This window comes from Nocardia sp. bgisy134 (assembly GCF_965341865.1).
In the GTDB taxonomy this organism is placed as follows: domain Bacteria; phylum Actinomycetota; class Actinomycetes; order Mycobacteriales; family Mycobacteriaceae; genus Nocardia.
The window spans coordinates 83,720-109,898 of the sequence record NZ_CBDQZP010000004.1; the positions used below are offsets into that span (position 1 = coordinate 83,720).

26 protein-coding genes are annotated in these 26,179 nt (G+C 69.3%); 13 read left to right on the top strand and 13 right to left on the bottom strand.

The features are described 5' to 3' along the window. The first annotated feature begins 5 nt into the window (after positions 1-5). On the top strand, positions 6-986 hold the full coding sequence (locus tag ACRWNM_RS09280) for a ribonucleotide-diphosphate reductase subunit beta (protein ID WP_431965563.1): 981 nt from the start codon (positions 6-8) through the stop codon (positions 984-986). A 14-nt stretch (positions 987-1,000) separates the two neighbouring features. On the opposite strand, the gene ACRWNM_RS09285 is transcribed toward ACRWNM_RS09280, so the two are convergent. From ACRWNM_RS09285 to ACRWNM_RS09325, 9 genes are all read right to left on the bottom strand, one after another. Beyond that, positions 1,001-1,744, bottom strand: coding sequence for a hypothetical protein (locus tag ACRWNM_RS09285; protein ID WP_431965565.1), 744 nt, complete (start codon positions 1,742-1,744; stop codon positions 1,001-1,003). A 169-nt stretch (positions 1,745-1,913) separates the two neighbouring features. Then, positions 1,914-3,416: an FAD-dependent oxidoreductase gene (locus ACRWNM_RS09290; RefSeq protein WP_431965567.1), complete on the bottom strand. Its 1,503-nt coding sequence runs from the start codon at positions 3,414-3,416 to the stop codon at positions 1,914-1,916. A gap of 94 nt (positions 3,417-3,510) precedes the next feature. After that, the gene (locus tag ACRWNM_RS09295; RefSeq protein ID WP_431965569.1) at positions 3,511-3,822 is read right to left on the bottom strand and encodes a hypothetical protein; all 312 of its coding nucleotides are present in this window, start codon (positions 3,820-3,822) and stop codon (positions 3,511-3,513) included. A gap of 23 nt (positions 3,823-3,845) precedes the next feature. Continuing rightward, positions 3,846-4,304 (bottom strand): hypothetical protein, encoded by a 459-nt coding sequence (locus ACRWNM_RS09300; protein WP_431965571.1) that lies wholly within the window; start codon positions 4,302-4,304, stop codon positions 3,846-3,848. A 40-nt stretch (positions 4,305-4,344) separates the two neighbouring features. Beyond that, positions 4,345-4,653 carry a hypothetical protein gene (locus tag ACRWNM_RS09305; protein WP_431965573.1) on the bottom strand — a complete coding sequence of 103 codons (309 nt, stop codon included), beginning with the start codon at positions 4,651-4,653 and terminating at the stop codon, positions 4,345-4,347. Positions 4,654-4,741: 88 nt separating this feature from the next. Further along, positions 4,742-5,692 carry a glycosyltransferase gene (locus ACRWNM_RS09310; protein ID WP_431965575.1) on the bottom strand — a complete coding sequence of 317 codons (951 nt, stop codon included), beginning with the start codon at positions 5,690-5,692 and terminating at the stop codon, positions 4,742-4,744. A gap of 138 nt (positions 5,693-5,830) precedes the next feature. Further along, entirely contained in the window at positions 5,831-6,565 is a 735-nt protein-coding gene (locus ACRWNM_RS09315; RefSeq protein ID WP_431965577.1) for a metallophosphoesterase family protein, read from the bottom strand. A 4-nt stretch (positions 6,566-6,569) separates the two neighbouring features. Beyond that, positions 6,570-6,833, bottom strand: coding sequence for a BON domain-containing protein (locus ACRWNM_RS09320; RefSeq protein WP_431965579.1), 264 nt, complete (start codon positions 6,831-6,833; stop codon positions 6,570-6,572). A gap of 4 nt (positions 6,834-6,837) precedes the next feature. Further along, positions 6,838-7,428: a nucleotidyltransferase family protein gene (locus ACRWNM_RS09325; RefSeq protein WP_431965580.1), complete on the bottom strand. Its 591-nt coding sequence runs from the start codon at positions 7,426-7,428 to the stop codon at positions 6,838-6,840. Between the two features lie 186 nt (positions 7,429-7,614). Here ACRWNM_RS09325 and ACRWNM_RS09330 point away from each other — a divergent pair, with 186 nt between their 5' ends. Then, complete coding sequence (locus ACRWNM_RS09330) at positions 7,615-8,130, top strand: DUF6328 family protein (RefSeq protein ID WP_431965582.1); 516 nt, start codon at positions 7,615-7,617, stop codon at positions 8,128-8,130. On the opposite strand, the gene ACRWNM_RS09335 is transcribed toward ACRWNM_RS09330, so the two are convergent. Next, complete coding sequence (locus ACRWNM_RS09335) at positions 8,084-9,322, bottom strand: glycosyltransferase (protein WP_431965584.1); 1,239 nt, start codon at positions 9,320-9,322, stop codon at positions 8,084-8,086. The two genes, ACRWNM_RS09330 and ACRWNM_RS09335, sit on opposite strands and share 47 nt — an antisense overlap. A 236-nt stretch (positions 9,323-9,558) precedes the next feature. Here ACRWNM_RS09335 and ACRWNM_RS09340 point away from each other — a divergent pair, with 236 nt between their 5' ends. The 6 genes from ACRWNM_RS09340 (at position 9,559) to ACRWNM_RS09365 (ending at position 15,048) form a co-directional block, all read left to right on the top strand. After that, positions 9,559-11,694, top strand: coding sequence for a catalase (locus tag ACRWNM_RS09340; RefSeq protein WP_431965586.1), 2,136 nt, complete (start codon positions 9,559-9,561; stop codon positions 11,692-11,694). Positions 11,695-11,766: 72 nt separating this feature from the next. Next, positions 11,767-12,447, top strand: a complete 681-nt coding sequence (locus tag ACRWNM_RS09345) for a PAS and ANTAR domain-containing protein (protein WP_431965588.1) — start codon at positions 11,767-11,769, stop codon at positions 12,445-12,447. Positions 12,448-12,657: 210 nt separating this feature from the next. Next, positions 12,658-13,035: an anti-sigma factor gene (locus ACRWNM_RS09350; RefSeq protein WP_431965590.1), complete on the top strand. Its 378-nt coding sequence runs from the start codon at positions 12,658-12,660 to the stop codon at positions 13,033-13,035. Further along, a complete protein-coding gene (locus ACRWNM_RS09355; RefSeq protein WP_431965592.1) occupies positions 13,025-13,810 on the top strand; it encodes an RNA polymerase sigma factor SigF in 786 nt (261 codons plus the stop codon). Before ACRWNM_RS09350 ends, ACRWNM_RS09355 begins: the two co-directional genes overlap by 11 nt. A 529-nt stretch (positions 13,811-14,339) precedes the next feature. After that, positions 14,340-14,738: a hypothetical protein gene (locus ACRWNM_RS09360; protein WP_431965594.1), complete on the top strand. Its 399-nt coding sequence runs from the start codon at positions 14,340-14,342 to the stop codon at positions 14,736-14,738. Between the two features lie 37 nt (positions 14,739-14,775). After that, the gene (locus ACRWNM_RS09365; RefSeq protein ID WP_431965596.1) at positions 14,776-15,048 is read left to right on the top strand and encodes a hypothetical protein; all 273 of its coding nucleotides are present in this window, start codon (positions 14,776-14,778) and stop codon (positions 15,046-15,048) included. Positions 15,049-15,164: 116 nt separating this feature from the next. Here ACRWNM_RS09365 and ACRWNM_RS09370 read toward each other — a convergent pair whose 3' ends face one another. Then, the gene (locus tag ACRWNM_RS09370; protein WP_431965598.1) at positions 15,165-19,949 is read right to left on the bottom strand and encodes an HAD-IC family P-type ATPase; all 4,785 of its coding nucleotides are present in this window, start codon (positions 19,947-19,949) and stop codon (positions 15,165-15,167) included. A gap of 534 nt (positions 19,950-20,483) precedes the next feature. Between ACRWNM_RS09370 and ACRWNM_RS09375 the strand changes: the two genes are divergently transcribed. The 5 genes from ACRWNM_RS09375 to thpD all read left to right on the top strand — a co-directional run bounded on the left by ACRWNM_RS09375 (position 20,484) and on the right by thpD (position 24,508). After that, the gene (locus ACRWNM_RS09375; RefSeq protein WP_431965600.1) at positions 20,484-21,194 is read left to right on the top strand and encodes a response regulator transcription factor; all 711 of its coding nucleotides are present in this window, start codon (positions 20,484-20,486) and stop codon (positions 21,192-21,194) included. 118 nt (positions 21,195-21,312) lie between these two features. Next, positions 21,313-21,897 (top strand): diaminobutyrate acetyltransferase, encoded by a 585-nt coding sequence (ectA, locus tag ACRWNM_RS09380; protein WP_431965602.1) that lies wholly within the window; start codon positions 21,313-21,315, stop codon positions 21,895-21,897. Further along, positions 21,894-23,204: a diaminobutyrate--2-oxoglutarate transaminase gene (ectB, locus tag ACRWNM_RS09385; protein ID WP_431965604.1), complete on the top strand. Its 1,311-nt coding sequence runs from the start codon at positions 21,894-21,896 to the stop codon at positions 23,202-23,204. Before ectA ends, ectB begins: the two co-directional genes overlap by 4 nt. Next, entirely contained in the window at positions 23,201-23,596 is a 396-nt protein-coding gene (locus ACRWNM_RS09390; protein WP_431965606.1) for an ectoine synthase, read from the top strand. Before ectB ends, ACRWNM_RS09390 begins: the two co-directional genes overlap by 4 nt. Before the next feature lie 15 nt (positions 23,597-23,611). Then, complete coding sequence (gene thpD / locus ACRWNM_RS09395; RefSeq protein WP_431965608.1) at positions 23,612-24,508, top strand: ectoine hydroxylase; 897 nt, start codon at positions 23,612-23,614, stop codon at positions 24,506-24,508. A 68-nt stretch (positions 24,509-24,576) separates the two neighbouring features. On the opposite strand, the gene ACRWNM_RS09400 is transcribed toward thpD, so the two are convergent. Beyond that, entirely contained in the window at positions 24,577-25,800 is a 1,224-nt protein-coding gene (locus ACRWNM_RS09400) for a hypothetical protein (protein WP_431965610.1), read from the bottom strand. Continuing rightward, entirely contained in the window at positions 25,800-26,021 is a 222-nt protein-coding gene (locus tag ACRWNM_RS09405) for a hypothetical protein (protein ID WP_431965612.1), read from the bottom strand. Before ACRWNM_RS09405 ends, ACRWNM_RS09400 begins: the two co-directional genes overlap by 1 nt. Positions 26,022-26,179: the final 158 nt, after the last annotated feature.

The following is a 26,179-nucleotide window of genomic DNA, read 5'->3' on the forward strand; positions in this document are numbered from 1 at the left end:
TCGTCGTGGGAGAGCATCTGATGAACGACGCGGCGGTTATGGCCGATCTCGAACACGGTGGTGCCGACCGGGTGTCGGTGCTCGACCTCTACGACCGCTGGGAGGCCCAGCATTGGCAGATCCAGCACCTCGACATCGCTGGCGACATCAGCGCGTGGCGTTCGATGAACCGATATTTCCGGGTGGCCGCGATCGCGGCGATGGCCCGGTTCTCCGAGGGGGAAATGGCGGTCACCGAAACCCTGGCCCCGATCGCGTACGCGGCCCCGGTCGCCGAGTACCGCTTGTATCTGTCGACGCAGATCGCCGACGAAGCCCGGCACGCGTTGTTCTTCCGCAAATACCTCGCCGCACTGTGTGACAACGACCTGACCACCGATTCCGATATTTCCGCGTATCGGGCGGGCACATTGTTCGATGAGGCTCTCGCTCGCGTCACCGACCGTGTCCGGTCGCATCCAGGCGACATACCCAGCTGGTATGAAGCGGTCGTCGTGTACCACCTGCTGGTCGAGGGCACGGTCGCCATGACCGGACTGCATGCTCTCCTGCGCATGACTCGCGAGTTCCCGGCCCTCGCAGCCCTGCACACAGGTCTGATGGGTGTGGCGCGCGACGAGTCTCGCCATGTCAATTTCGGCATGCTGGCGCTGCGCAGTGGCGTGCGCACCGGTTTCGCGAACGATATCGTCGATGCTTTGACACGCCACCTTCCCGTCGCGGCCGAGACCATGGTCGACCCCTACACCGAGGACCGCACCCCGCGCCTGCCGCTGCTGGCCGCCAGGCGCGCCGAAGAGCTGCGCGAGCGTTGGCAGTTCGCGGAAAGCACTCTGGCACGTCGGCTTCCGTCGCTGGGTCTGCCTGAACAGACAGTGCAGTCACTGGTACACCTCTGGCGGGAGGGATGCGCACACGCGGTCGCGACCTACCAGGAGGTTCACGGTCACACCCACCCGGCGAGCTACAAGCCGATTTTCGGCTGAGCCTACCCCATTCCTTACCTGCGCATGAGATCGAGGCTCGGCGTAATGCGTTGCGCACGTTCTGGATCGACGTGGGCGGTCTCTGTGAGCAAGGCGCGGACCAATGCGTCGAAGGCGGCGTGCAGCCGTGCCGGGTCGAGGCCGGTGACAAGGGTGGTCTGCAGGTCGGTGAGCAGTTCGGCGGGCAGATCGTCGTGACCGCGGGCTTGCACCGGGTTGGTGTGGTTCCGCAGGCACGCGAGAACGAGCACCTGCTCGCGTAGCCCGTCGAGCATGTGCTGGGCCTGCCAGATTCGACCGCGCGCCAGGGACGATCGAGCGTGCAGGGCATACAACCAGCCGGTGCCGATGACCTGCGCGGCGTCGGGATTCGGGCGGGCCGGATGAGGACCGCCGTCACCATAGACGAGGTGAAATGCCGGCAGCGTGCCGAATTCGAGTTCGGTGGCCCAGAAAGCGAGATCTATCTGCAGGCTGTCGGCGCGCAGGAACACCCGGAAGCGGGTCCTGCCTCGAAAAACGTCGAGATGGTCGACGACATCGAAGTCGTCGTACATGCGCCGAGTCCAGTCGGCGACAACGTCGGTTTCGTCGGCGTCGGCGGACAGCCGGAACGCAAGATCGATATCGGACCAGCGGTCTTCGCGGCCGAGGGCCACCGATCCGGTGACTGCGGCCGCGGTGATGCGCACGTCGGTTTCCGCAGCGGCGATCAGGGCTTCCCGAATGCGCGCTCGTTGTTGCTCGTCGAACACCATGTCAGCAGCATCTCACGATGCCTGGGGCGGGTCCGGGGGTGCGGAGAGTCCGCCGCTTACGTCGTGGTGCTCGCACCCTGGTGAGGCCCGGCACGGAATCTTCGAACGGACTCTCGCGCAACTGCTCGATCGACCCGCCGACGCTTACTTCGTGACCCCGCGGGTGGCGCTACATGTCCTCGCGCAGCACCGCGCGGCGCGCGAGCGGCTTGGTGGCGGGCCCCTCCAGCACCGTGCCGTCCGGCGCGAAACGCGAGCCGTGCAGCGGGCAGTCCCAGGACCGTTCCGCGTCGTTCCACCGCAGGATGCCGTACAGGTGCGGGCAGATGGCCGAGACCTCGGTGGTGACACCGTCGACGGTGCAGATCCCCGAAGGAACCAGCCCGCGGCGCTCGACGCGGCCGCAGCCCTCCTCGGGTACGGCGGCCTTGCCGCCGCCGATCATGTGCAGCCATCCCGTCGAGAGCTGTTGGACAACGGCGGTGTTCGCTCGTGCGCCGGAGAGCAGCGAACGCAGTTCGGCGGGCTGCCAGGTGGCGAACGTGGTGGACCAAGGCGGCGGCTTGCCGTTGAGCCTGCCCTCCAGCGCGAGCGCGGCGGCCACGCCGTTGGTCAGGCCCCATTTGGCGTAACCGGTGGCGACCAGGATGTCGTCCCGGCCCGGCAGCAACGGACCGACGTAGGGCAATTCGCCCACCGGGTGATAGTCCTGGGCGGACCAGCGGTGCAGCACTTCCGCACCGGGGAACCACGTGGCGGTCCAGTCCAGCAGTTCGTCGGCGTGCGCGGCCGCGGCGTCGGTCCGCCCGACCGCGTGCCCGCTGCCGCCCACCAGCAGCAGATCGCCCTCGGGTGTCGGGTGGTAGCGCACCGAGCGGATGGGCTGTCCCGCGCTGATGTACATATCGTGCGGGACCGGCTCCGGCGTACGGAACGCCGCGAGATACGAACGCTCGGCCGTGAGTCGCGCGAAGAACCCGCCGCGGTCCAGAATCGGGGTCCCGGTGGCCAGCACGACCTTGTCCGCGGTCAGGTCGCCGTGTTCGGTCTGGACGACCAGCCTGCCGTCCTCGCCGCGCACCCCTTGCGCGCGAGTCGATTCGTAGATCGGGGCGGTGTGCGCCTCGACCTCGGCGGCGAGCGCGGCCAGCACGGTCATCGGATCGATCTGTGCCTGCTCGACGAGCCGAACCCCGCCGTAGGCCGGGAACGGCGTGTCGAGCTCGTCGACCAGCTCGGTCGGCAGTCCCGCTGCCCTCGTCGCATCGAATTCGGCTCGTACAGCCTGCCTTTCGCTTTCGGACTGGGCGTAGGTGACCGCCGCGCTGTGCTGATACGCGATCCCGTGCTCTTCGCAGAACCGCAACAGCCAGTCCTGCCCGTCGCGATTCGCGGCGAGGTACTCCGCCAAGACGCCGATGCCGTGGCGTCCGGCGATGTGCTGCGCGCGAGTTCCCTGGAGCAGACTGATCTTTCCGGTCGTGCCCCCGGTCGTCCCGACCCCGACGCGCCTGCCCTCGACCACCGCGACCTGAATGCCGTTCTGGGCCAACAGTAGCGCCGTCACGAGACCGGTGATCCCCGCGCCGATCACGACGGTGTCGTAGCGCGATCCGGGCGTGAGCCGCAGCCGCGCCGGTACTTGGGCGTCGTTCAACCACAGGGAGGTCATAGTCGGGAGATAGCCCATCGACTCGGCCCGAAACCCGGCGCTGACCGGGCGAGCTTCTCGTGAGCGGCGGTGCGTGATCCCGTCATGTCCCGGCTCACTTCGGAACGAAAATGCCGGTCAGATCTGCTTTCCGGATGGGCGTGTCCGGATTGGCCTGCGCGGTGCACATCAATTCGATCGAGGCGATGGCGGCGTCGACCATCTGGTCGTCCGGCGCCTCCTGACCGCTGCGCTCCTGTTCCAGGAACTTCGTGACGGTGGTTCGCTGCTTGTCCGCGTCCTGCTCGACGAACTCGTTGCACGGCGTGTCGCCGCCCTTGTTCACGGCTTTCTCGGCTTCCGCACAGCCCACCGCGAACACCGCGGTCGATGCCAGCGCCGCGACGGCTAAACTACGCATTCTCATCGGAACTCCTGTTTCGGGGCGGTTCAGAAACCGGCGAGGCCGGAGGCGAGATCATCGATGTCCAGCGCCTCCATCACCTGCTGACGCACGTCGGGGCACTGCTGGATGGTCGCGGTGTCGATGATGGTCTGATCGGCGATCACCGCGTCGTTGAGCCCTCCGTTGCGTATCGCCCAGTTGTGCACGGTGGCGTTGAAGCTGACCCGGCCGACGACCGCACCCTGCTCTTTCCAGTTGCCGACCTCCGCGCGCATCATGTCGCACAGCTGCGCGGCCGCGGCCGGTGTCACCTCGTCGGGATTCGGCACCTCGGCGCTGGTCGGTGACGGGATGGTCAGCGAGACGCTGCCCTCGGTGGGGGTGGCAGGCACCAGAGGGGTGTCGCCGTCGCCGCCGCATCCCGCGACGAGCGAACCGGCGATCACCAGTCCCGCCACCGCGATCGAGCTCCGGCCGAGCAGTCGAGTTCCGTTGAATGTCATCGTGTTTCCTTCCGCGCACCCCGTCGGTGAGGTGGTGCGATCAATGCCCGCGGTCGTCGTAGAGCGCGCCGCTCTGCTTCTTCTGGACGCGCTTGTGCTCGGCGAAGACCATGGCCGCGCCGACGACGATGCTCAGCACCGCGGCGATGCCCGCGACCACCGCCCAGCCCTCGTAGCCATAGCCCGCGGCGGTGAGCGTCAGCGCGACGAGGACGATGCCGAGGCCGACCAGGACGATTCCCGGCCAATTCTTGGTGTCCTCGATCGCCTCGCCCGCGTGGGTACGCGTGGTCCGATGGTGGTCTGGGAACTCACCTTTGGGCGATTTGTCGTGGTTCTCGGCACGCATAGCGGTCTCCTTCCGGTCCAACCCTCGGACGGGCGCCGTTCGACGGATACCCCGGAAATCACAAGGCAATCAGTCCGGCCGAGCGGCGTCAGCCGATGGACGTGCTGTGGCGATCGCCGACGAGAGTGCCGAACAGCCGATCCCAGGTGTGCAAGAACTCGGCGAGACCGAAATTGGCTTGGGCCCACTGCCGTGCCGCCTTGCCCGCCAATTCGGCGAACATCGGCTCGTGCACGAACTGGCGGACCGCCTCGGCGAGTATCGCGGGCTCGGTCGAGACCACCCCGGCCTCGGGCGGAATCGAGGCGGAGACCTCGGTGGTGCCGAGCGCCACGATCGGCATGCCGAGATACATCGCCTCCAGCACCGACATGCCCAGCGACATCCAGCGCGGCACGTGCAGGAAAACGCGGCGTCGGGCCAGCTCCTCGTGCAGCCGGTCCTGGGCGAGATCGCCCGCGCCTGCGATTCGATCGGCTGGACAGTGCAGCGCGTCGGCCAGCCGTTCGGTGCCGGAACCGTAGACATCGATCGGCGCGGCGTCGGAGAGCGGCGCGAGCAGATCGGTGCCGGTGATCCGGCAGCGGCGGACGGGATCGTGGATGATCGTGGCCGCCCGTGGCAGTTCGCCGGTGTACAGGTGGCCGGGATCGGGAATCCCGTAGGGGATCACCATGCTCGGGCACCGGCCGTTGTCCCACATCAGCCGGTTGAACTGGGTGACGTGCACCAGCGGGATGTCGGAGCGGCCCGCGAGCGGATGCCTGGTCAGCGCCGCGTGCTGGTGCGGAGTGTTGTGTTCGACGTACACCGCGGGCACGTCTATGCCCGGCGCGCGGCCGAGCCATTCGTGCGCGAGATCGATTTCCCTCGGGCGTTGCAGAACAACGAGATCGATGTCGGTGTCGACCAGGTCGGCGGGTGCGATGTCGACCGCGTTCGCGGGCCAGGGACGACCGCACCGGCCACGCGCCCATTCACCGCGGCGTGCGTCATAGGGCACCAGATAGCGATGCCCGCCCTGGACGAATGCTGTCATCCAAGGGCTGTGCGCGTGCCACACCAGGACGTTCAGCGGTCCGGTCGCCCCGTTCGAAGTGATCGTCGGAGCTTCCATACGGCCCGTGTGCCCCAGCAGCCCCGCCCGAAACCTGGCCGCCTCGCCGCGCCGGGCGTATCAGGTGGTGACGGCCCGCTGCCTGGCCGGTTCCAGCTCGTAGATGGCGTAGGCCGCCCGGATCACCGGCTCGGCGACATTGCGCACCCTGATGCCGCCCGGTGTCGTTCCGCGCTCGGTGCCCGCGTGCGCGTGCCCGTGCAGCGCCAGATCCGCGCCGAACTCGTCGATCGGCTCGCCGAGCAGATAGGAACCGAGGAACGGGTAGATCTCTCTCGGCTCGCCGTGCAGGGTGTCGCTGACCGGAGAGTAGTGCGTCAGCACGATGGTGACGTCGGTGTCCAGCTCGGCCAGTGCGCCGCGCAGCGAATCGGCGAGTGCCACCGTGTGGCAGGCGAATTCGCGCATCACCCGCTCGCCGAAGACGCTGGCGCACTTGCCCGCGAACCCACCGCCGAAGCCCTTCGTGCCCGCCACCCCGAGGGTCTGCCCGTCGATCGACACGGTGGTCGAACTGCCCTCGAGCACGGTGATGCCGTAGTCGGTGAGCAAGGCGGTGATGTCGTCCTGGGCGTCGCTGTGGTGGTCGTGGTTGCCGAGCACGGCGATCACGGGCACGCCGAGGTCGGTGAACTCCGTCGCCACCACGCGCGCCTCGTCCAGCGTGCCGTGCCTGGTGAGGTCTCCGGCGAGCAGGAGCACGTCGGCGCGCAGGGGGAGTTCGCGGAGCACGGGTCGCAGCTGGCCGGAGGATTCGGCTCCCAGATGTACGTCGCCTACCGCGGCGATCCGCATGGCGTCAGCTCCCTTCCTGCGACGACAGGTGTTCGGTTCCGGTCGGCGCGGTGGGCACCGTGACGTGCACGTCGTTGTGGATGACCACGCCGGGCAGTTGCTCGCGCACCACCTTCTCCATCTGCTGTTTGCAATGGGCGCTCGTCACTTCGCCGTCGAGCACCACCACCTCGCCGCGGATGGTGACCTGTACACCGAGTTCGGCGGTGCGCGGGTCCTCGGCGAGTGCGCGGCGCAGACGGGCGACGAGATACTGGGGTTTCTCCATCGGCTCAGCTTTCTTCTCGAGCCCGATGCCCTGCGCCGGTCCAGCCCGCATCGGTGATGCCGAGGTCGTCGACCAGGCCGAGAAAGGCTCGGGCATATGGCGATTCCTTCGTCTGACTGCGCACCACGGCCCAATCGACCTGCTCGCGCAGATCCCGCGCGATGTGCAGCAGCGGGCTCAGATCCAAGCGGTGCGCGTCGAAGACGAGCAATTTGTCGATCATCAGATCGGTCGCGCTGATCACCGGCGCCACCGTGGGGCCGACCCGCATGACCGTCGCCCGGTCGAGCAACTCGTCGGTGACGTCCCGGCAGTTGGGCCGGTAGATGACATCGACGAGGGTGTCGCCGTCATAGACCTTGGACAGCCAATCCTCGGGCGGCTCGCACACCCGCAGCCCCGCCTTGGCGAGCGCTTGGATGGCCTGCGAGATATCGGCCGGTTTCACGAACAGATCCACGTCGTGATCCGAGGTGGGACCGCCGCGGGCGTACACCGCGCAGCCGCCGGCCACCGCGAACCTGATCTCCGCCTCGTGCAGGGTGTTCGCGGCGCGGGTCAGCGCGTGCAGCAGTTCGTCCATGGTGGCGACCATGTTGCGGTGGTACCCGGCCGATACCCGGTTAATCAGGGGCTGAGCGGGTATGCGATGGCGTGCAGCGGGTCGGGAGACGACCGTGAGGGTACCGATGCGGAAGGGGTGGTGAGATGCCGAAGACCACCCGGCGCGGCGACACGAAGAAGTCCGGGCTGCCGAGGGGGCATCGCCGGAAGACCGCCCGTGCCCGACGATGACGACACCTCGGATCGTGCGGGTCGACACCACGACGAGGGCAGGGACGAAACCGAGCTCGAACGACTGGACCGCAACTGGGCCAGCCTGATCCAGGAGTTGCGCGTCGTGCAGACCGGTGTGCAGTTCCTCATCGGCGCGTTGCTGCTGCTGCCGTTCCAAGCCGGGTTCGCGGCGTTGTCGCACCAGATGCGGGTGCTCTATCTGGTGACCGTCTGCGCGGCGTTCGGCGCGACGGTGTTCCTCGTGGCACCGGTTTCCTGGCATCGCATTCTGTTCCGCAGGCATCGGCTCGGCAATGTCGTCGCGGCCGCGCACCAGTGCGCCATGGCGGGGGTTGCGCTGCTCGGCGTCGCACTGATAGGAGCGTTGATCCTCGTGGTCGACGTCGTTGCGGGCACCACCGCGGCGGTGGTCGCGGGCGTCGTCACCGCGGCGCTGTTCGTCCTTACGTGGTTCATCGCGCCGTGGCGGTGGCGCGCCCGGAGCCGGCCGCACCCGTGACGACCGCGGCACGCGCGGGCGCGGCGCGGCGGTAGGCCGCCATCGTGGCTGCGGCCACGCGATCCCAGGAGTAGCGGCTGCGCGCCCGTTGCCAGCCCGCCGCACCCCAGGTTTCGCGCAGCGTCTCGTCCTCGAGCAGCGGGCGCACCGCGCGGGCAACGGCCTCGGGTTCGGCCGGGGCGACGAACCTGCCGGTGACGCCGTCGACCACCGTGTCGAGCATCCCGCCGACCGCGGTCGTCACCACCGGCTTGCGGCAGGCCATCGCCTCCAGGGGCACCAGGGCGAACGGCTCGTACCACGGCGTGCACAGCACCACGTCGGCCGAGCGGTAGAGCCGGGGCATGGCGCTGTGCGACACCTGGCCGAGCAGCCGAACCCGTTCGTGCACACCACATTCCGTGGCGATCCGGCGCAGCCGCTTGAACTCGGCGTCGTCGTCCACGTCATCACCCACCGCACCGCCCGCGATCACCAGTTCGGTCTCGGGCAGGCCGGGCAACGCGCGCACCGCGAGGTCGAAACCCTTCCTGCGCACCAGTCGTCCGGCCGCGAAGAGCCGGTGACGCGCCTTGCGGGCGGCGGCGGCTCCCTCGGGACGGAATGCCGCGAGGTCGACGCCGCACGGCGCCACCGAGATACGGAAGCGCGGCACGCCCATCCTGACCAGTTCGATGGCCTCGTCGGCGCTGGTCGCCAGCACGTGCGCGGCCCTGGTGGCGATGAGCCGCTCGAATCGGATCCGCGAGCGCGGGCTGGTGTCGGCCAGCCCGTGGTGGCGGCGCTCGACGGTGCCGAGCGCGTGGAAGGTCACCACCACCGGGATGTCGTGCGCCCTGGCCGCCAGTTCGGCGGCGAGCGCGGAGATCCAGAAGTGCGCGTGCACCAGATCGGGGGTGTCGCGCGCCCAGTGCTTGCGCAGGAAGGTGCCGAATTCGCCGAGGTGGGGCAGCGTCCGGTCGCCGCTGAGCGGCCGCGGCGGTCCGGCGGGGACGTGCACGACGCGGTATCCGTCCCTGGTCGTCACCTCGGTCCTGATGTGCGGGTCGTCGCGCCGGGTGTACACCGTGACCCGGTGCCCGGCGCGGGTCAGTGCCGCCGAGAGTGCCGCGACGTGCACTTGTTGACCGCCCGCGCCGCCGCCGGGATCCGCGAGCGGACTGACGTGTTCGGAAACCAGGGCGATCTTCACGGCTGCTCCGTTCGGTGCGAGGACGGGCGCACGACGTCACCCGGCGCGACCACGGACCGGGCGTGCCGTCGGCGATATGTGCGAGATATGCCCGCCCGAGCGGCCCGCAAACGGAGCGTCGCGCGCTTTCGGTGCAGGGCGGCGGCCGCGAAAGGCTCGATGAGCTCGGTTTACCCGCATCGAATGCGGGCAGTCGGCGGGACGAGAGGGATCGACAGCAGGGCAGGAGGAGACCAGTGGACGAGCGATCGGGCAACGGCGCGGGCAGATCCGGCGCCGATCCCAAGCAGCGACAGCTCGACGCACACCGGGTCGACCGGGAGCGCGGTTATCTGACGACCCAGCAGGGCGTGCGCGTCGAGAGCACCGACGACGCGCTGGCCGCCGGGGACCGCGGCCCCACCCTGATGGACGATTTCCACGCGCGGGAGAAGATCACCCACTTCGATCACGAGCGCATCCCCGAGCGCGTGGTGCACGCCCGTGGCGCGGGCGCCTACGGACACTTCCAGCCCTACGACAACGCGCTGTCCGACGTCACGACGGCCACGTTCCTCACCGACCCCCGCGTGCGCACCCCTGTCTTCGTTCGGTTCTCCACCGTCGCCGGATCCCGCGGCTCCGCCGACACGGTGCGCGACGTGCGCGGTTTCGCCACGAAATTCTATACCGCGCAGGGCAATTACGATCTGGTCGGGAACAACTTCCCGGTGTTCTTCATCCAGGACGGCATCAAGTTCCCCGATTTCGTGCACGCGGTGAAACCCGAACCGCACAACGAGATTCCGCAGGCCGCCTCGGCGCACGACACCCTGTGGGACTTCGTCTCGCTGCAACCCGAGACGCTGCACGCCATCATGTGGCTGATGTCGGACCGGGCGTTGCCGCGCAGCTACCGGATGATGCAGGGCTTCGGTGTGCACACCTTCCGCTTGGTCGACGCGCGCGGCAAGGGCACCTTCGTCAAGTTCCACTGGAAGCCGCTGCTCGGCGTGCACTCCCTGGTGTGGGACGAATGTCAGCAGATCGCCGGACGCGACCCCGATTTCAACCGCCGCGATCTCTGGGATTGCATCGAGGCAGGCCAGTATCCCGAATGGGAGCTCGGCGTCCAGCTGGTGCCCGAGGAGCGCGAATTCGACTTCGATTTCGACCTGCTCGACGCGACCAAACTCATTCCCGAGGAGCAGGTCCCGGTCCGGCCGGTCGGGCGGATGGTGCTCGACCGTAATCCGGACAACTTCTTCGCCGAGACCGAGCAGGTCGCCTTCCACACCGCGAACCTGGTGCCCGGCATCGACTTCACCAACGACCCCCTGCTCCAGCTGCGCAATTTCTCCTACTTGGACACCCAGCTGATCCGGCTCGGCGGCCCCAATTTCGCCCAGCTGCCGATCAACCGGCCGGTGGCCGAGGTCCGCAATCACCAGCAGGACGGCTACGGCCAGCACGCGATCCCAGGGGGCCAGGCGGCCTACACCAAGAACAGCATCGGCGGCGGCTGCCCGTTCCTGGCCGATTCCGGTGCGTTCCAGCATTACCCGCAACAGATCGACGGTCAGGCGCTGCGCAAACGCGCGGAGAGCTTCAAGGAGCACTACCGGCAGCCGAGGATGTTCTGGCGGAGCATGTCACCGCCCGAGGCCGAACACATCATCGACGCGTTCGCCTTCGAACTGGGCAAAGTCGGGCGACCGGAGATCCGCGAACGGGTCATGGAGCATCTGGTCCGCATCGACTCCGCGCTGGCGGTGCGGGTGGCGGGCAAGCTGGGCGTCTCCGCCCCCGCGCTCGACGTCGACACCACCGACGCATTCGTCTCACCGGCGCTGTCCCAGGCCAACACCGCGATGGACACGATCCAGACCCGCAAGATCGCGGTACTCGCCGCCGACGGCGTCGACGCGGCCGGGGTTCGGGCGCTGCGCACGGCGCTGACCGAACGCGGCGCGATCGTCGAGGTGCTCGGCCTGCACGGTGGCGCGATCAGGGGTGACGGATCCGACGGCGATCAGCTCGCCGTCGATCGGGCGCTGGTCACCGCCGCCTCCGTGCTCTACGACGGCGTCGTCGTCGCGGGTGGCTCCGCGGCGGCGGAGACGTTGGCGCGCAACGGTTCCGCGGTGCATTTCGTGCTGGAGGCGTTCAAGCACGCGAAGGCCGTCGCGGCCTTCGGCGCGGGCGTCTCGGTCCTGCGCATCTCCGGGATCGTCCCCGACGCGCCGACAGATCGCGATCTCGGCATCGAACACGGGGTGATCACCACCGAGTCGAGCGGCGGCGCGCTGCCGGGCGACTTCGTCGACACGTTCGCCGACGTGCTGGCCAGGCATCGCAGCTGGCGTCGCGCGACCACCGCCGTACCGGCCTGAGAAGAGGGGCCGATAGTCCTCGGCGAGGCCGATCTGCTCGCCGCGTGCCCGGCGAAGACGGATACTTTTCCTGTGACGGAGAGTGGGTCGATGCCGCCCGGCGACGCGTTCGTGCTGAACCGGGTGATCGGTATGGGAACGCCGCAGAATGTCGGCAGTTTCCGGTTCTGGTTCGCGGACGAGCGGTGGGAGTGGTCGGACGAGGTTGCCGTGATGCACGGGTACTCGCCGGGAACGGTGCGCCCGACGACGGAATTGTTGCTCTCCCACAAGCACCCCGACGATCGCGATCAAGTCGCCACGCGGCTCGCGAAGTCCATCGAGACCGCCGAACCGTTCTCCAGCAGGCACCGGATCATCGACACGAAGGGGGTCGTGCACCACATCATCGTGGTGGCCGACCGGATGGCCGACGAATCCGGCGAGGTGGTCGGCACCGCGGGCTACTACGTCGATGTCACCGAAACACTCGAGGAGCATCGACAGGAGACGCTGGACGACACGCTGCCGGAGCTGTACGAGGCGCGCGCGGTCATCGAACAGGCCAAGGGCGCGTTGATGCTGGTTTACGGCGTCAGCGCGGAACAGGCGTTTCGCGTGCTGAGCTGGCGTTCCCAGGAAACCAACGTGAAGCTGCGTGCGCTGGCCGCCCAATTGATCGCCGAGATGAGCACCGTGACGCAGGCCGCCGTGGGCGTTCGCACGGAATTCGATCACCTGTTGCTCACCGCGCACGAGCGGGTGCGGCGGTAGGGTTGGAACCCACGTCGGCGATGACCGGCGTTTCAGTTCGTGTCCGACGGGTAAGTGCAACGATGAGGGACGCCGCGGTCGCCCGATCACCAGGGCTGGCGATTGTTGCGCGGTAGCCTGACGGATCGGCCGCGCGAAACAAGGTGGTGATGGGTGATGGGGGAGTGGACCTCGCAGTCCTCGACGGAAACGACGACCATAGGTGTTCGCGTGCCCGCGCGGCTCGAGCAGCTGACGATGCTGCGCGCCCTCGCCGAAACCGTGGCTCTCATCGCGGATTTCGCCATCGACGAGGTCACCGACATCCGCCTCGCGCTCGACGAGGTCGCCACCGTGCTGATCTTGGACGCGGTGCCGGGCTCGGACATCGACTGCGCGTTCACTTACGACGAGACTCGCATGTTCGTGCACGTGTCATCGATCGTGACGACCGACTCGATAGTGGAGCAGGCCGGTTTCGGATGGCACATCGTACGGACCCTCACCGAATCCATCGCCGCGCAGCAGGAGCCCTACGACGGGGAGCTGTCGGGTTATCGGACGGTCGTCGACTTCGCCTGGGTGCGAGGGGGCGCCGATGGCGGGTGAATCGAGGTCGGCGGGCGACAGCTACGACAATATCGAGCCGCTCTTCGAGAAGATCGATGCACTCGCCCCGGGCGACCCCCGCCGCGTCGCCCTCCGGGAAGAGCTGATCGGACGCTGCCTGCCGCTGGCCGAGCACATCGCGCGCAAGTTCTCCGGGCGCGGCGAGGTCTTCGACGATCTGCTCCAAGTCGCGCGGCTCGGGCTGGTGCAGGCCGCCGACAGGTTCGACGTCAGCCGCGGCTCGTCCTTCCTCGCCTTCGCGGTGCCGACCATCATGGGCGAGGTCCGCAGGCATTTCCGCGACAACACGTGGGCCGTTCGGGTGCCGCGGCGAACCAAGGAGATCCAGCTCAGCATCGGCGCGACGGTGGAAGCGCTGTCGCAGCGGCTCGGCCGGATGCCGCGCGCCCGCGAGATCGCCGACGAGCTCGGCGTCGACCTCGTGGAGGTCACCCAGGCGCTGATCGCTGGCAACGCGTACCAATCGTCGTCCATCGACGCCGTCGCGGGCGACGACATCGACAGCGCGCCGCTGCCGCTGTTGGAAAGTCTCGGCGCCGAGGAGCCCTCCTACCACCTGGTGGAGGACTTCATGGCGGTCAAGCCGCTCATCTCCGAGCTGCCCGATCGTGAGCGGCAGGTGCTGATCATGCGGTTCTTCGAGGGCAAGACCCAGACGCAGATCGCCGACGTGCTCGGCGTCTCGCAGATGCACGTTTCCCGGATTCTCGCCAAGACCCTGCGCTGGCTGCGCGAGGAGGCGCTGCGCGACTGACGCGCGTCCTCACTGCGGATTCGGCGGTGCGGGCGCTGGATCGGGCCCCGGTATGGGGCGCCCCGGCCCCGGCTCGGGCGGGGGAGCGGGTTCGCGCGGGTCCGGGCCGGGCGGCGGCGTCGGCCGGTCGGGTTCCGGCGGAAACGGGTGTCCCGGCTCCGGTTCGGACGGCAGCGGGGAAGGTCCTGGCTCGGGCGGGAACGGCGGCGGAAACGGGTGCGGAGCCGGATCTGGGTTCGGAATCGGCTCCGGCTCGGGCGGCGTCGGCACCGGGTCGGGCTGCGGATTCGGGGGTATGGGATCGGGTATCGGCTGTGGCGTGTGGTCGTCCATGCGGCATCTCCTGGGTGGCGCCCTGACCCGCACCGTCGCGAACCTCGGCGGCGAAGGCCGATCATCCAGCGGATACCCACCGCACACCGGACGAATCGGTTGCGGCATATGCCTCACTCCCGTTTGCCGACGTTCCGGTTCGGGTACGTGGTGAGACAACCGGACAACGAGATACGAGGGCGCAGAGGGAGTCGTCATGGACTATCAGCGACGACCCGCCATCCGGGCTCCGCACGCCGGACCGGGGCATTCGAGGTCGCTGCAGCAGGCACAGGAGATCACGTCGCCGACCCAGCGCCCGGACCGAGCGGGCCGCACCCTGGTCACGCGCAACCACGAGGTGATCAGGCGGTGGGCCGAGCAGCGCGGCGCTCGCCCCGCCACCATGCCGGGCAGCGAGTACAACGGCCGTCTCGGCGTGCTGCGCTTCGACTTTCCCGGCTACGGCGGCGCGGTGCTGCGCCCCGTCGGCTGGGACGAATGGTTCGCGACCTTCGACGACCGGCGGCTGCGCTTCCTGTACCAGGAGCAGCGGGCCGACGGCTCACCGAGCAATTTCAACCGGCTGGAGCGTTCGCGCCACGAGGACGGTTGACCCGTTTCGGCGGCTCGCCAGCGGAAACCCCTCGAGCATGACCGAACTTTCCGGCGGAGAGCCGCTCGACGACACGTCGTGGACCGACGAGATCCCGTCCACGACCGAACAGCTCGACGAGGACGAACTCGACGCCGATCCGCTCGAGGCGGCGATGGACCCGCCCGACGCGTGGTCGGCCGCCGAACGCTACGCCGAACCGCCCGCCGTGCTGCGCGCGGGCGAGTCGATCGGCCGGCGTCTCGACGCCGAGGAACCGGACGTCGTCCCGGACGAGCCTCCGCTCACCACGGGTCCGGACGAGTCCTGACCGGAGCGAGCCGAGGAATCGGCGCGGGCCACAGTGCCGCGCCGATCATCGGACTGCCGGTTTCCGATCGAGAGTGCCTGTCCCCGAACGAATTCCAGTTGGTCGAAACGCGCGGGTCAATCGTCGGCGGCGGGCGCGGGCAGGTAGCGGGGGAGCACCACCGAACCCGCGGTCGCCGCGGCAGCGGTCGTCGCGGCGATGGTCCAGCCGACCGGGCCCAGCGGGGTGCAGCCGAAGTAGTTGCACACCCCCGGCGTCATGACCACCGCGGCGAGCACCGCGCCGCTGGCCGCGGTGGTGACCCAGACCAGCGGGCTGTCGTGGCCGGAGAGCAGGGTCTGTCCGAGCTGGGTGCCGATCAGCGCGACCAAGCCGATGGTGGCGGCGCGCCGGTGCGAGCCGGTGTAGCGGCCGATCGTCCACGCGGCCGCCGCGCCTGCGGCGGTGGCGATGCCGCGCACCGCGATGGTGTGCGTGAGTTCCGACCCGAGTCGCGCGGGCGGGATGTCGGAGAGCTGACGCGCCCGCTGCTCGGGATCGGCGGCGTTCTGCTCCTCGCGGTCGCGGGACAGGGCGAGCGCCAGCGCGGGGAACATGTCGGTGAGCATGTTCACCAAGAGGAACTGGCGGGTGCCGAGCGGGGCGTGACCGCTCACGGCCGTGCCGTACAGCGTGAAGGCGACCTCGCCCGCGTTCCCGCCGACCAGCACGCCGACGGCGTCGTTGATCCGCTGCCACATGCCGCGCCCCTCCACCAGGGCGTGCAGCAGCGCGGTCGGGTCGGGGTCGGTGAGAACCAGATCGGCGGCGTTGCGGGCGGCCGCGGAACCGTGTGCGGCCACACCGATTCCGACGTCCGCGCTGCGGATCGCGGCCGCGTCGTTGCTGCCGTCGCCGGTCATGCCGACGACGTGCCCGCCGCGGCGCAGCGCGGCGACGATGCGCACCTTCTGTTCCGGAGCGACCCTGGCGAACACCGAGGTCTTCTCGATCAGCTTGGTCTGCGCGCTGTCGTCGAGCCGGTCCAGATCCGCGCCGGTGGCCACCGACTCCGCGTCGATGCCCAGCTGCCGCGCGACGGCCGCGGCGGTCACCGGGTGATCGCCGGTGATCATGCGGATGCCGATCCCGTTCTCGCGCAAGGCATTCACCAGCGGCAGCGTCTGCGGACGCGGTGTATCGGCCAATCCGAGGAAGCCGAGCAGGGTGAGTTCGTCGACCGCCTCCTCGACATCCTCCGGCTCCTCGTCCAAATCCCGGCGGGCCACCACCAGCACCCGCAGACCCTGTTCGGCCAGATCCCGCACGACTGCCTGCGCGTGTTCGCGCTGTTCGTCGGTGAGCGGCTGCTTGTCCTGTTCGCCCGTGCGCACCTTGGCGCAGCGCGGGAGCACCACCTCGGGGGCGCCCTTGACCACCAGGCGCAGCCTGCGGGTGGTGTGGCCGAGCGCGGCGGCGTAGCCGCGGTTGGACTCGAACGGAATTTCCTCGATCGGATCCCATTCGTGCGCGTCGTCGCCGAGCACGTCGGCGGCATCGACGACCGCGCGGTCCGTGGCGTGCAGCACCGGACCCTCGTCCTGGTCGGGGCAGGCGCGCGCGGCGGCACGCAGCAGACGGCGCGCGGCGTCGGAATCAGCGTCGGGCTGCCACTGGTCGTGCAGGTCGGCGAGAGTGGTCAGCCGCAACCGGCCTTCGGTGAGTGTCCCGGTCTTGTCGAAGCACAGGGTGTCGACCCGGCCGAGCGCCTCGACGGTACGACTGGCCCGCACCAGGACGCCGTGCTTGGAGAGCCTGCGCGCGGCCGCCAGCTGTGCGACGGTGGCGACCAGCGGCAGGCCTTCCGGCACCGCCGCGACGGCCACACCGACGCCGTCGGCGATCGCGGTGCGCAGCGGTTGTCCACGCAAGCCGCCCAGCGCCGTCACCGCGCCGCCGCCGGTCAAGGTGAGGGGCAGCACACGATCGGTCAACCGCCGCAATTGCGCTTGGACGCCGCCCTTTTCGGGCGGCACCGCGCCCGCGGTCGCGCGGCCCGCCTGGGTGTCGGCCCCGACGGCGACCACGACGGCGCAGGCCGCGCCGCTCACCACGGTGCTGCCCTCGAAGACCATGCACGCCCGGTCGCCGAGCTCGGCGCCCGGCGTCGCGGCCAGCTGCTTCTCCACGGTCACCGATTCGCCGGTCAATCCCGATTCGTCCATCTCGAGATCGTCGAGCCACAGCAGCCGCGCGTCGGCGGGCACGATATCGCCCGCCCGCAGCGCGACGACATCACCGAGCGCGAGGCGGTACGCGGGGACAACACTTTCGTCGGCGCGGTCCGTATCCGGTTCGGCGCCGCCGTCGTCGATCACGGCGCGGTCCAGCAGCCGGGCGGTCACCTGTTCGTCGGCCATCAGCCGGTGCAGGGCGTTCTCGGCCTTCTGGCGCTGCCGCGCGGAGACGAGCGCGTTGACGGTCAGCACCGAGGAGAGCAGGACGGCGTCGGACGGCGAGCCGAGGATGGCGGTGGCGACCGCGCCGACACCGAGGATCGGGGTGAGCGGGTCGGCCAGCTCGCGGCGAAGCTGCCCGGCGAACGAGACCAGCCCTGCCAACGGCGCCAGGATCGCCGGGGCGCGAGAGGCTTCGGCAGCTCGCTCGGCCAGGGCCGGTGGTCGCGGCAGCCGGGAGAGGACCTCATCGGATTCCAGCGCGTGCCAGGGCAGCAGCGGAGCCAAGGTGCCAGGCGGTTCGGCGCGCACGGCCCGCCAGCCCGCGACAGCGCCGTTGAGCAGGCCGACGCAGTGCGCGGTGACCATCGGCGAGTAGCGGCCGCGCCGGGCGGGTCCGGTCGCCAGCAGCAGTCCACCGAGTGCGCAGGCCGAGAGGGCCAACGCCCGGCCGCGTTCGCTGGCCTGCCTGGCCGGGGCGACGGCGGCGAGCACCCGTTGGGCCTGGGTCAGATCGCGGCAGAGCAGGTCCGCGCTCCACGGTGGACGCATCGACCCCCAGTCCCCGCCGCACAGGCCGATCGCGACGTCGGCCCAGGCCAGCGCCTTGTGCGCGCGGGGGCTCAGCACCGCGACGACGTGACCGTCCTGCTGCGCGCCGTGTACCAGCTTGCTCATCGACACCCCGGCCGAGGCGAATTCGTCGGCGAGGGAACGCAACTCGGCGACGTCCTCGCCGCCGACCAGGGTCACCCGCAGACCCGCGCTCCGTGCCGCGCCGAGCACGGCGTGGGCGCGGCGGTCCAGCTCGCGACCGATCAGGACCCGGCCGACCGGCCGGTCGCCGTCGCGCAATTCGCGCCAGACCGGGCGTAGGGTGGCGCCGCGGTCCGGCAGCCCGCTCGTGGGGTGCACCAAGCGCAAGCCGTGCGTATCTTGCTGCTGTGCTTGGTCTTTCGCGCCAGGGGCTCCCTCGTCCGTGCCGGGGCGGAGCAGACGCTGGGCCGCACTCCACACGTGGGCCGCAGCCCGCTGTTCGTTTGCTTTCACCCGCTCGCCCAGGTCGTCCTTCGCGGGGCCGGACCCGTTGCCCGACACTCGACGCGCCGCGTCCTCCGACGTGGCAGGCGGCTCGGCGCCGTCGCGGGTGGCCCCGTCGGCCCCGTCGGCGCCGTCCGTGCCGGCCGACGCCCGGTCCGGCCGGTGTCGCCGGTGCGGGTCTCGCCACCGCGGATCGATGGCCTCGGCGGCCAGCACCAGACGGCCTGGGGTCAGCAAGGATTCGCCGTCGACTATGAGCGCGCTGAGGCGGTCCAGCCGTCGCCAGACGACCGGTTCCAGGGTGAGTACGCCCGCGCGCGACAGGGTCGTCGAGACGGCGGCGGCGTAGGCCTCCCTGGTCGCGCGGGCGGCTTTGGGCGCGCCTAGTTCGAGCGCCTCCGCCGCGGCGCTTCCGCTCCGTGACGCGCCGAACGCCGCGGCGCTCAGCAACGCGGCGGCCGAGGTCTCGTCGCCGACCCGCTCCACGGGTCCGTGCGGCAGATCGGCGGGCCTGGTGTGCGGGGGCAGCGGCTCGTCGACGGAGAGCGCCGCGTGCGTGGTGAGCTCGCACTCCCAGCTGTGCCACTGGGCGCGCCGCGCGACGACTTCGGTGAGCACCATCGTGCGCTGCACGGTGTCGGCGAACAGGTTCGCCATGCCTTCGGCCGGCGCGTTGCCGAGTGCGTTGCCGAACGCCGTCGCGGTGCTCAGCACCAGATCCGTTCTGGGACGGCCCAATCGATCCTCCAGCATGCGCCGCAATCGCGGCTGGGAGTCGGTGAACGCGGCGATCGAACGCAGCGCCCGCACCGGCGGCCGGATCGGCAGCAGCCACGCGGCGCTCGCGACGGCCATCGCGCACAGATCTCCGGCGACCTGAATTCCGGCGACCAGCAATGGTTCTCGATCCGCGGGAAACTCCTCGCGGCGGCTCCACTCGCGGTCGGCGACCTCGGCGTCACGCTCGGTTCGCTCGACCTCGGCGAGCAGCGCGGGTAGGTCCGCCGCGCCGTGCGCGAGCGCCGCGACGACCCGTCCGGTGACCGCGTTGACCTCCCACCAGCGCACCGCGCGCAGGCGATCGAGTCGCTTGCCGAGCGCCCGCGTGATGGCCGGGTTGTCTTCGTCGGTGAGCCCGCGCACCTCGACGGTCGCGCGGTCCTCGCTCACCGCGATCCGCCGCTGGGTCCGTCCGGCGTGCGGATCGACGAGGTCGGCCAGATCGTCGCGCAGGTGGCCCGCCGCGTCGGGGAGCACCAGTTCGGCGCCCGCGACGGCGGCACGCACGCCCGTCTCGGCGACGTGGACCGGCACGGCGGCGACCTTCATCCCGGTGTCGAACGCCAACCCGGCTCCGGACCGCGCGACATCGACCGCTGTGCCCGCGACGGCGGAGACCAGCGGGTTGAAGACGACTCCTCGCACCGATAAGCCCATATCGGTCAGCTACCCGGCAGGGCACCCGGCAAACAGCTACCGAAGGCCCTTCCGGCGCTGCTCCGGGCGGTTTTGCCGCGCGCATTCGGCGGCCACCACCCGGGCGGCCGACTGTGTCGTAGATCACCGCCGACTTGCGATCGCCGCGCCCACCGGCAAGGGTGGAAAACCGGACGCACACCAGAAGCCCGGCAATCCGGACACGGAAAGGGAGCCGCAGATGCGTGGAACGGTGACGACGCTGTCGACACTGACTGTGGCCGCCGCACGGACCCCGGGCGACATCGTCGGTGTTGGCGAGCTCACCTCGCCGACCTGGATGCGCGTAATGGTCAGGTAAGACCAGCTCACGGCGGTCTTCGCGACCGTCAGGAGCGGCCCCCGCCGGCTACCCGATGTTTACCGAGCGGTCGCTACGGGTATTTGGGTGGTCGGCAAGCTGCTCGAAGCGGACTGTCGCGTCGTTGGGCATGCGATTTCCGCATCACGCCGCGCTTCCGCCTGTCTGCAAGGGATGAGGTCTTGAGCGCGAACCTGATGATCGTGGACGACGACGACCAGATCCGCGGGGCACTGCGGATAGCCATGGAGGACGAGGGGTACGACGTCGCCGAGGCGCACGAAGCCGAGGACGCGCTGACCCACCTGCGCAGCAACGGCGCCCCCGACGTGATGATCGTCGAGCTGATGCTCGGGGACATGGACGGATTCGATTGCATCCGGGAGATCCGCCGCGACCACGACGTGCCGATCATCGTGATCAGCTCGCGCGACGACACCCACGACGTGGTCGCCGCGCTCGAAGCGGGCGCCGACGACTTCGTCACCAAACCTTTCGAAATCAAGGAAATCTCCGCCCGCATGCGCGCATTGCGCCGCAGGGCGCGGCTGGCCGCCGAACGCGACGCGCCGCGCGAAACGGTGCTCGACGCATATCCGGCCGCGCCTCTGGTGCTCGACCGCGACGGCGGGGCGGTGCGCCGCGGCGACGAGGAAATTCGCTTGACCATCACCGAGTTTCGGCTCCTCTGCGAACTCGCGGAATCGCCGGGGCGTGTGCTCAGCCGCACACTGCTACTCGAACGTGTTTGGGACGACGGATTTTTCGGCGACGAACGCATTGTAGACGTCCATATGCGCCGGCTGCGCACCAAGATCGAACGCGATCCTTCCGATCCCTGCGTCGTGGTGACTGTGCGCGGTCTCGGATATCGCCTCGACGTGCAACGCTGATCACATTTTGTTTGGCCTCGTGATCTGTTCGTAATACAACCGCAAAGAGATCGACCACTTCAGCTCAAAGTTGGTTCGTAAGCCTGGATGAGTACTGCAGACCCGACCTGGGAGTTGTATGTCACTGCCAACCTTGTCCACGGAAACGATCGATCGCGCCGGCCTCGCGCCGGCATGGCGCAGATCCGACCGAATCGGTGCTCCGCTCCTGCGCGCGCCACAGCTGGGTGACGCCGCCCAGATCTGGCGAATCGCAAAGGATTCGCACGTGCTCGACACCAACTCGAGCTACGCGTACCTGCTGTGGTGTCGGGACTTCCCCGGAACCACCCTGGTCGCCGAGGTGGACGGCAGAGTCGTCGGCTTCGTCATCGGCTACCTGCGCCCGCAGGCGCCGGACACCGTATTCGTCTGGCAGGTGGCGGTTTCGCACAGCGAGCGCGGCCGGGGCACCGGTAGCGCGCTGATCGAGCGACTGCTCGACACCGTCGCCCCGCACGGGGTCACCGCGCTGGAAACCACCATCTCGCCGGACAATCCGGCCTCGGTCGCGATGTTCGCGGCAGTGGCCCGTCGCCGTGGCGCGCGAATGACCAAGCGCCCCTTGTTCGATCCTGATGTCTTCCCCGACAACCACGCCGCGGAAGACCTCTATCGCATCGTGCCGACCGCACAGCGAAAGCCCGAGAAGGAGCTTCGATGATCACCGCCGAAACCACCGTCTTCGAGTCCCTGGAGTCGAATGTGCGCGGCTACTGCCGCGCCTGGCCCACCGTGTTCACCACCGCGAAGGGCGCCTGGCTGCGCGACGAGGACGGCAAGGACTACCTCGACTTCTTCGCAGGCGCAGGCGCGTTGAACTACGGCCACAACAACCCGATCCTCAAGCAGCCGCTGCTGGACTACATCGCCGGTGACGGCATCACCCACGGCCTGGACATGTCCACCGCGGCCAAGCGCAAACTGCTGGAGACCCTCCGCGACACCGTCTTCGCTCCCCGCGACCTGGACTACAAGGTGCAGTTCCCCGGGCCGACCGGCGCCAATGCCGTCGAGGCCGCGCTCAAGCTGGCCCGCAAGGTGACCGGCAGGGAGACCATCCTCAGCTTCACCAACGCCTTCCACGGCATGACCCTCGGCGCGCTGTCGGTGACCGGCAACGCCGCCAAGCGCGCGGGCGCGGGCGTGCCGCTGGTGCACGCGGCGCACATGCCCTACGACGGCTACTTCGACAACACCACCGCCGACTTCCAGTGGATGGAGAGGGTACTCGACGACTCGTCCTCGGGCTTCGACCGTCCCGCCGCGGTCATCGTGGAGACGGTGCAGGGCGAGGGCGGCGTGAATGTCGCTCGCGCGGAATGGCTTCGGCACCTCGCCAAGCTGTGCGAGGAGCGCGAGATCCTGCTGATCGTCGACGACGTGCAAATGGGCTGCGGCCGGACCGGTCCGTTCTTCTCCTTCGAGGTCGCCGGGATCACCCCCGACATCGTGACGCTGTCCAAGTCGATCGGCGGCTACGGATTGCCCATGGCGCTGGTGCTTTTCAAGTCCGAGCTGGACCAGTGGGCGCCCGGCGAGCACAACGGCACCTTCCGCGGCAACAACCCCGCCTTCGTCACCGCGCAGACCGCGCTGCAGCACTACTGGTCCGACGACACGCTGGAGAACGCGACACAGGCCAAGGGCACCCGCATCGCGCACGCGCTCGGCGAGGTCGCCGATCACTTCCCCGGCCTGTCGACCCGCGGCCGCGGCCTGGTGCACGGCATCGCCTTCGACGACCCGTCGCAGGCGGGCAAGGTCTGCCAGGTGGCCTTCGAACGCGGCCTGCTGGTGGAGACCTCCGGTTCGACCGACGAGGTGGTGAAGCTGTTGCCGCCGTTGACGATCACCGACGAGGAACTCGACTACGGTCTGCAGCTGCTCACCGGCGCCATCGACACGGTGTGCACCGGCTGGGGCCGTCTGCACCACCGCGGCCCGGCCGAGGGAGGTGAGCTGCGGTGATCGTGCGCAGCACCGCGGGGATCACCGGCACCGACCGCGACGTCGCGGGCACCGGCTGGCGCAGCAAGCGGATCGTGCTCGGCGGCGACGGTGTCGGCTTCTCCTTCCACGAGACCACCATCGAGGAAGGGACCGTGCACGAGTTCCACTACCGCCACCACGTGGAAGCGGTGTGGTTGATCGAGGGCGAGGGCACACTCACGGACTTGGACAACGACGTCACCTACGAGCTCGCCCCCGGCTCCATGTACCTGCTCGACGGGCACGAACGCCATCGTCTCGAGGTGCGCAGCGCCATGCGGATGATGTGCGTGTTCAACCCGCCGGTCACCGGGCAGGAGGTTCACGACAGCAACGGCGTCTACCCGCTTGTCGCGGCGCCGGTCGGCTGAGAGGAGCGGCGAGAAGTGTTACCACAGACCATCGAGCGCGACGAGGTCGAGCGCATCGATCGGTATCCCACCCGCACCGGGGCGCGCACCGCGCACATCGAACGACCCGATCCGACGGTGTGGGGCAGGATCGAGTCCGAGGAGCTGACCACCTTCGACCGCGACGGCTTCGCGGTCGTCGAGGATCTGCTCGGCCCCGACGAGGTGGCGTTGTTCGGCGCCGAGATCAGCAGGCTCGCCGCTGATCCTGCGCTGGCCGAGGACGACCGGCTCATCGTCGAGAAGGCCTCCCGGCGGGTCAGGTCCATCTTCGAGGTGCACAAGCTCAGCGGCGCGGTCGCCGATCTGGTGCGCGAATCGCGGGTGGCCGGATTGGCCAGGCAGGTGCTGGGTTCGGAGGTCTACCTGCACCAAACCCGGATCAACTACATGCCGGGCTTTCGCGGCACGGGCTTCTACTGGCACTCGGATTTCGAGACCTGGCACGCCGAGGACGGGATGCCGAGCCCGCGCGCGGTGAGCCTGTCCATCGCGTTGACCGACAACCACCCGGTCAACGGGAGCCTGATGGTGATGCCGGGCTCGCACCGCACCTTCGTGCCGTGCCACGGCAGCACGCCCGCCGAGCACTATCGGGAGTCGTTGCAGGAGCAGGAGATCGGGGTGCCGAGCACCGACGACATCGCGACGCTGGCGAGCAAGTACGGCATCATGCAGTTCACCGGTCGGGCGGGGTCGGCGCTGCTGTTCGACTCGAACATCATGCACGGCTCGTCCAACAACATCACCCCCTTTCCTCGCTCGAACATCTTCCTGGTGTTCAACAGCGTGGAGAACGTCTTGGAGGAGCCGTTCGCCGCACCGGCGCGGCGACCCACCTACATCGGCAGCCGGGATTTCACGCCGGTGTAGGCGGACCTGTCGCCGCGCACTGCGTGATCCGGCACCACGCAGTGCGCGGCGCGGCACCGAGACGAGCCTCAGCCGTAGATGTTCATCGTGACCGTGAGGGTGGCGAGGCGGGTGTCCAGCCGGAGCTGGTGAACCCGTCGTTCGAGCGTCTCACGGTCCGCGGCAGGCAGCTTCGCCCACGCCTCGCCGAGTCGGGTCTGCGTTTCGGCGTCGATCTCGGCGAGGATGCGCAGCAGCGCGGGCCAGAGCCTGGCCTCGGTGACGATCGCGGGCAGCTCGACGAGCAGCGAGTCGTCCGATTCGAAAAGCCGCCTGCCCCAGCGCCGCGTCGCCTCGGCGTCGGTGCGCTCCAAGAGGTTCACCAGCCCGCGCAGTGTCGAGGTTTCGGGCCGCTCGGCGACCTCGGCCACCAGCGCCGATATGACGGCGTGGTCGCCGGTGACCGGATTGGCGGCCAGTGTGTCCAGCGCCGAGGGGCCGAGATGCCCGATGAACGTGAGCAATTCGCGGATCGCGCCCGCCTCGACGGCGACCCGGACGATGTCGGCGTTCTGCTCGGCCGAGCCGACGTCGAAGAGGATGTCGCCGAGCGCGGCGATCACATCCTCGTCGCAGCGCGCGAACACCGACAGCGCGATCAACCGCAGCTCCGCGGAGCCGGACAAGACGGTGGCGGTCAGGCGCGGGATTCGTTGGGTGGGACCGTGCAACATGTGCCGGATGATGGCGCTGATGTTCGCGCCCGAATAGGCGTAGGCGGCCGACCGGATCATGCCCTCGTCGTCGGTCACCCCGGCTTCCACGGCGCGGATGAGAGTCGGTGTGGCATAGGCGAGGAACGGACCGGCGGTGACGTAGTCGCCGCGGCGCAGCAGCTCGTTGGTGATGGCGACGACCGGCCCTGGCGGCGCGACGTCGGCCAGCGCGCCGACCGTGCGCGGATCCACGTACGGCACGCAGTCCGCGGCGTAGGAGACGTCGAGCATGGCGAGTGCCTCGGCGGCTTTCTTCGGATGCTGGACGCCGACCGCGCCCGCGGCGCGCCCCGCCATCGTCGGCGGCACCACGCGCCGGACCAACGGCAGCGAGATGCTCAGCGGAATCACCGGAACCAGCATGGCGAGGCGCCGGAAGGTGGCCGCGTGTTCGTCGAAGATCCGGCTCGCGACGCGCTGTTGCAGTTCGTGTAGCCGTGCGGCGCCGAGTTTCTCGAGGTGTGCGAGGCGCTCGGCGGGGACGTGCAGGGTGCGGGCGAGCAGGACGATCTGGGCCCTGATGACCAGGTCGCTCATCAGCCGAGCCGGTTTCCGAACATGATCTTCTTCGCCGCCGTGCGCAGCGGCCACGGCAAGGCGCCCACGATCGCGTCGACGGAGTCGGCGAGAGTGGCGGTCTCGGTGCGCAGCGCGGCGTCGACCGCTGCGGCCAAGTCTCCGATCTCCTGATCGGTCAGCAGATCGAGGGCCGCTAGCGGTCCGCCCAATTCGCGCTCCAGGTCGGCTCTGGCGGTCATCGTTCTCCCGTCGTGCGGCCCCGTCGACCTGGCGCGGCCGCGAAGCTTTTCTCGATCACATTGTGCAGGTCCGCACGAAATACGGGACGGATTCCCAAATTTGGACATTTGACCGAAAAGTCACCGGCACGTCCCTGGCGCAACACCGGGCCTTGACC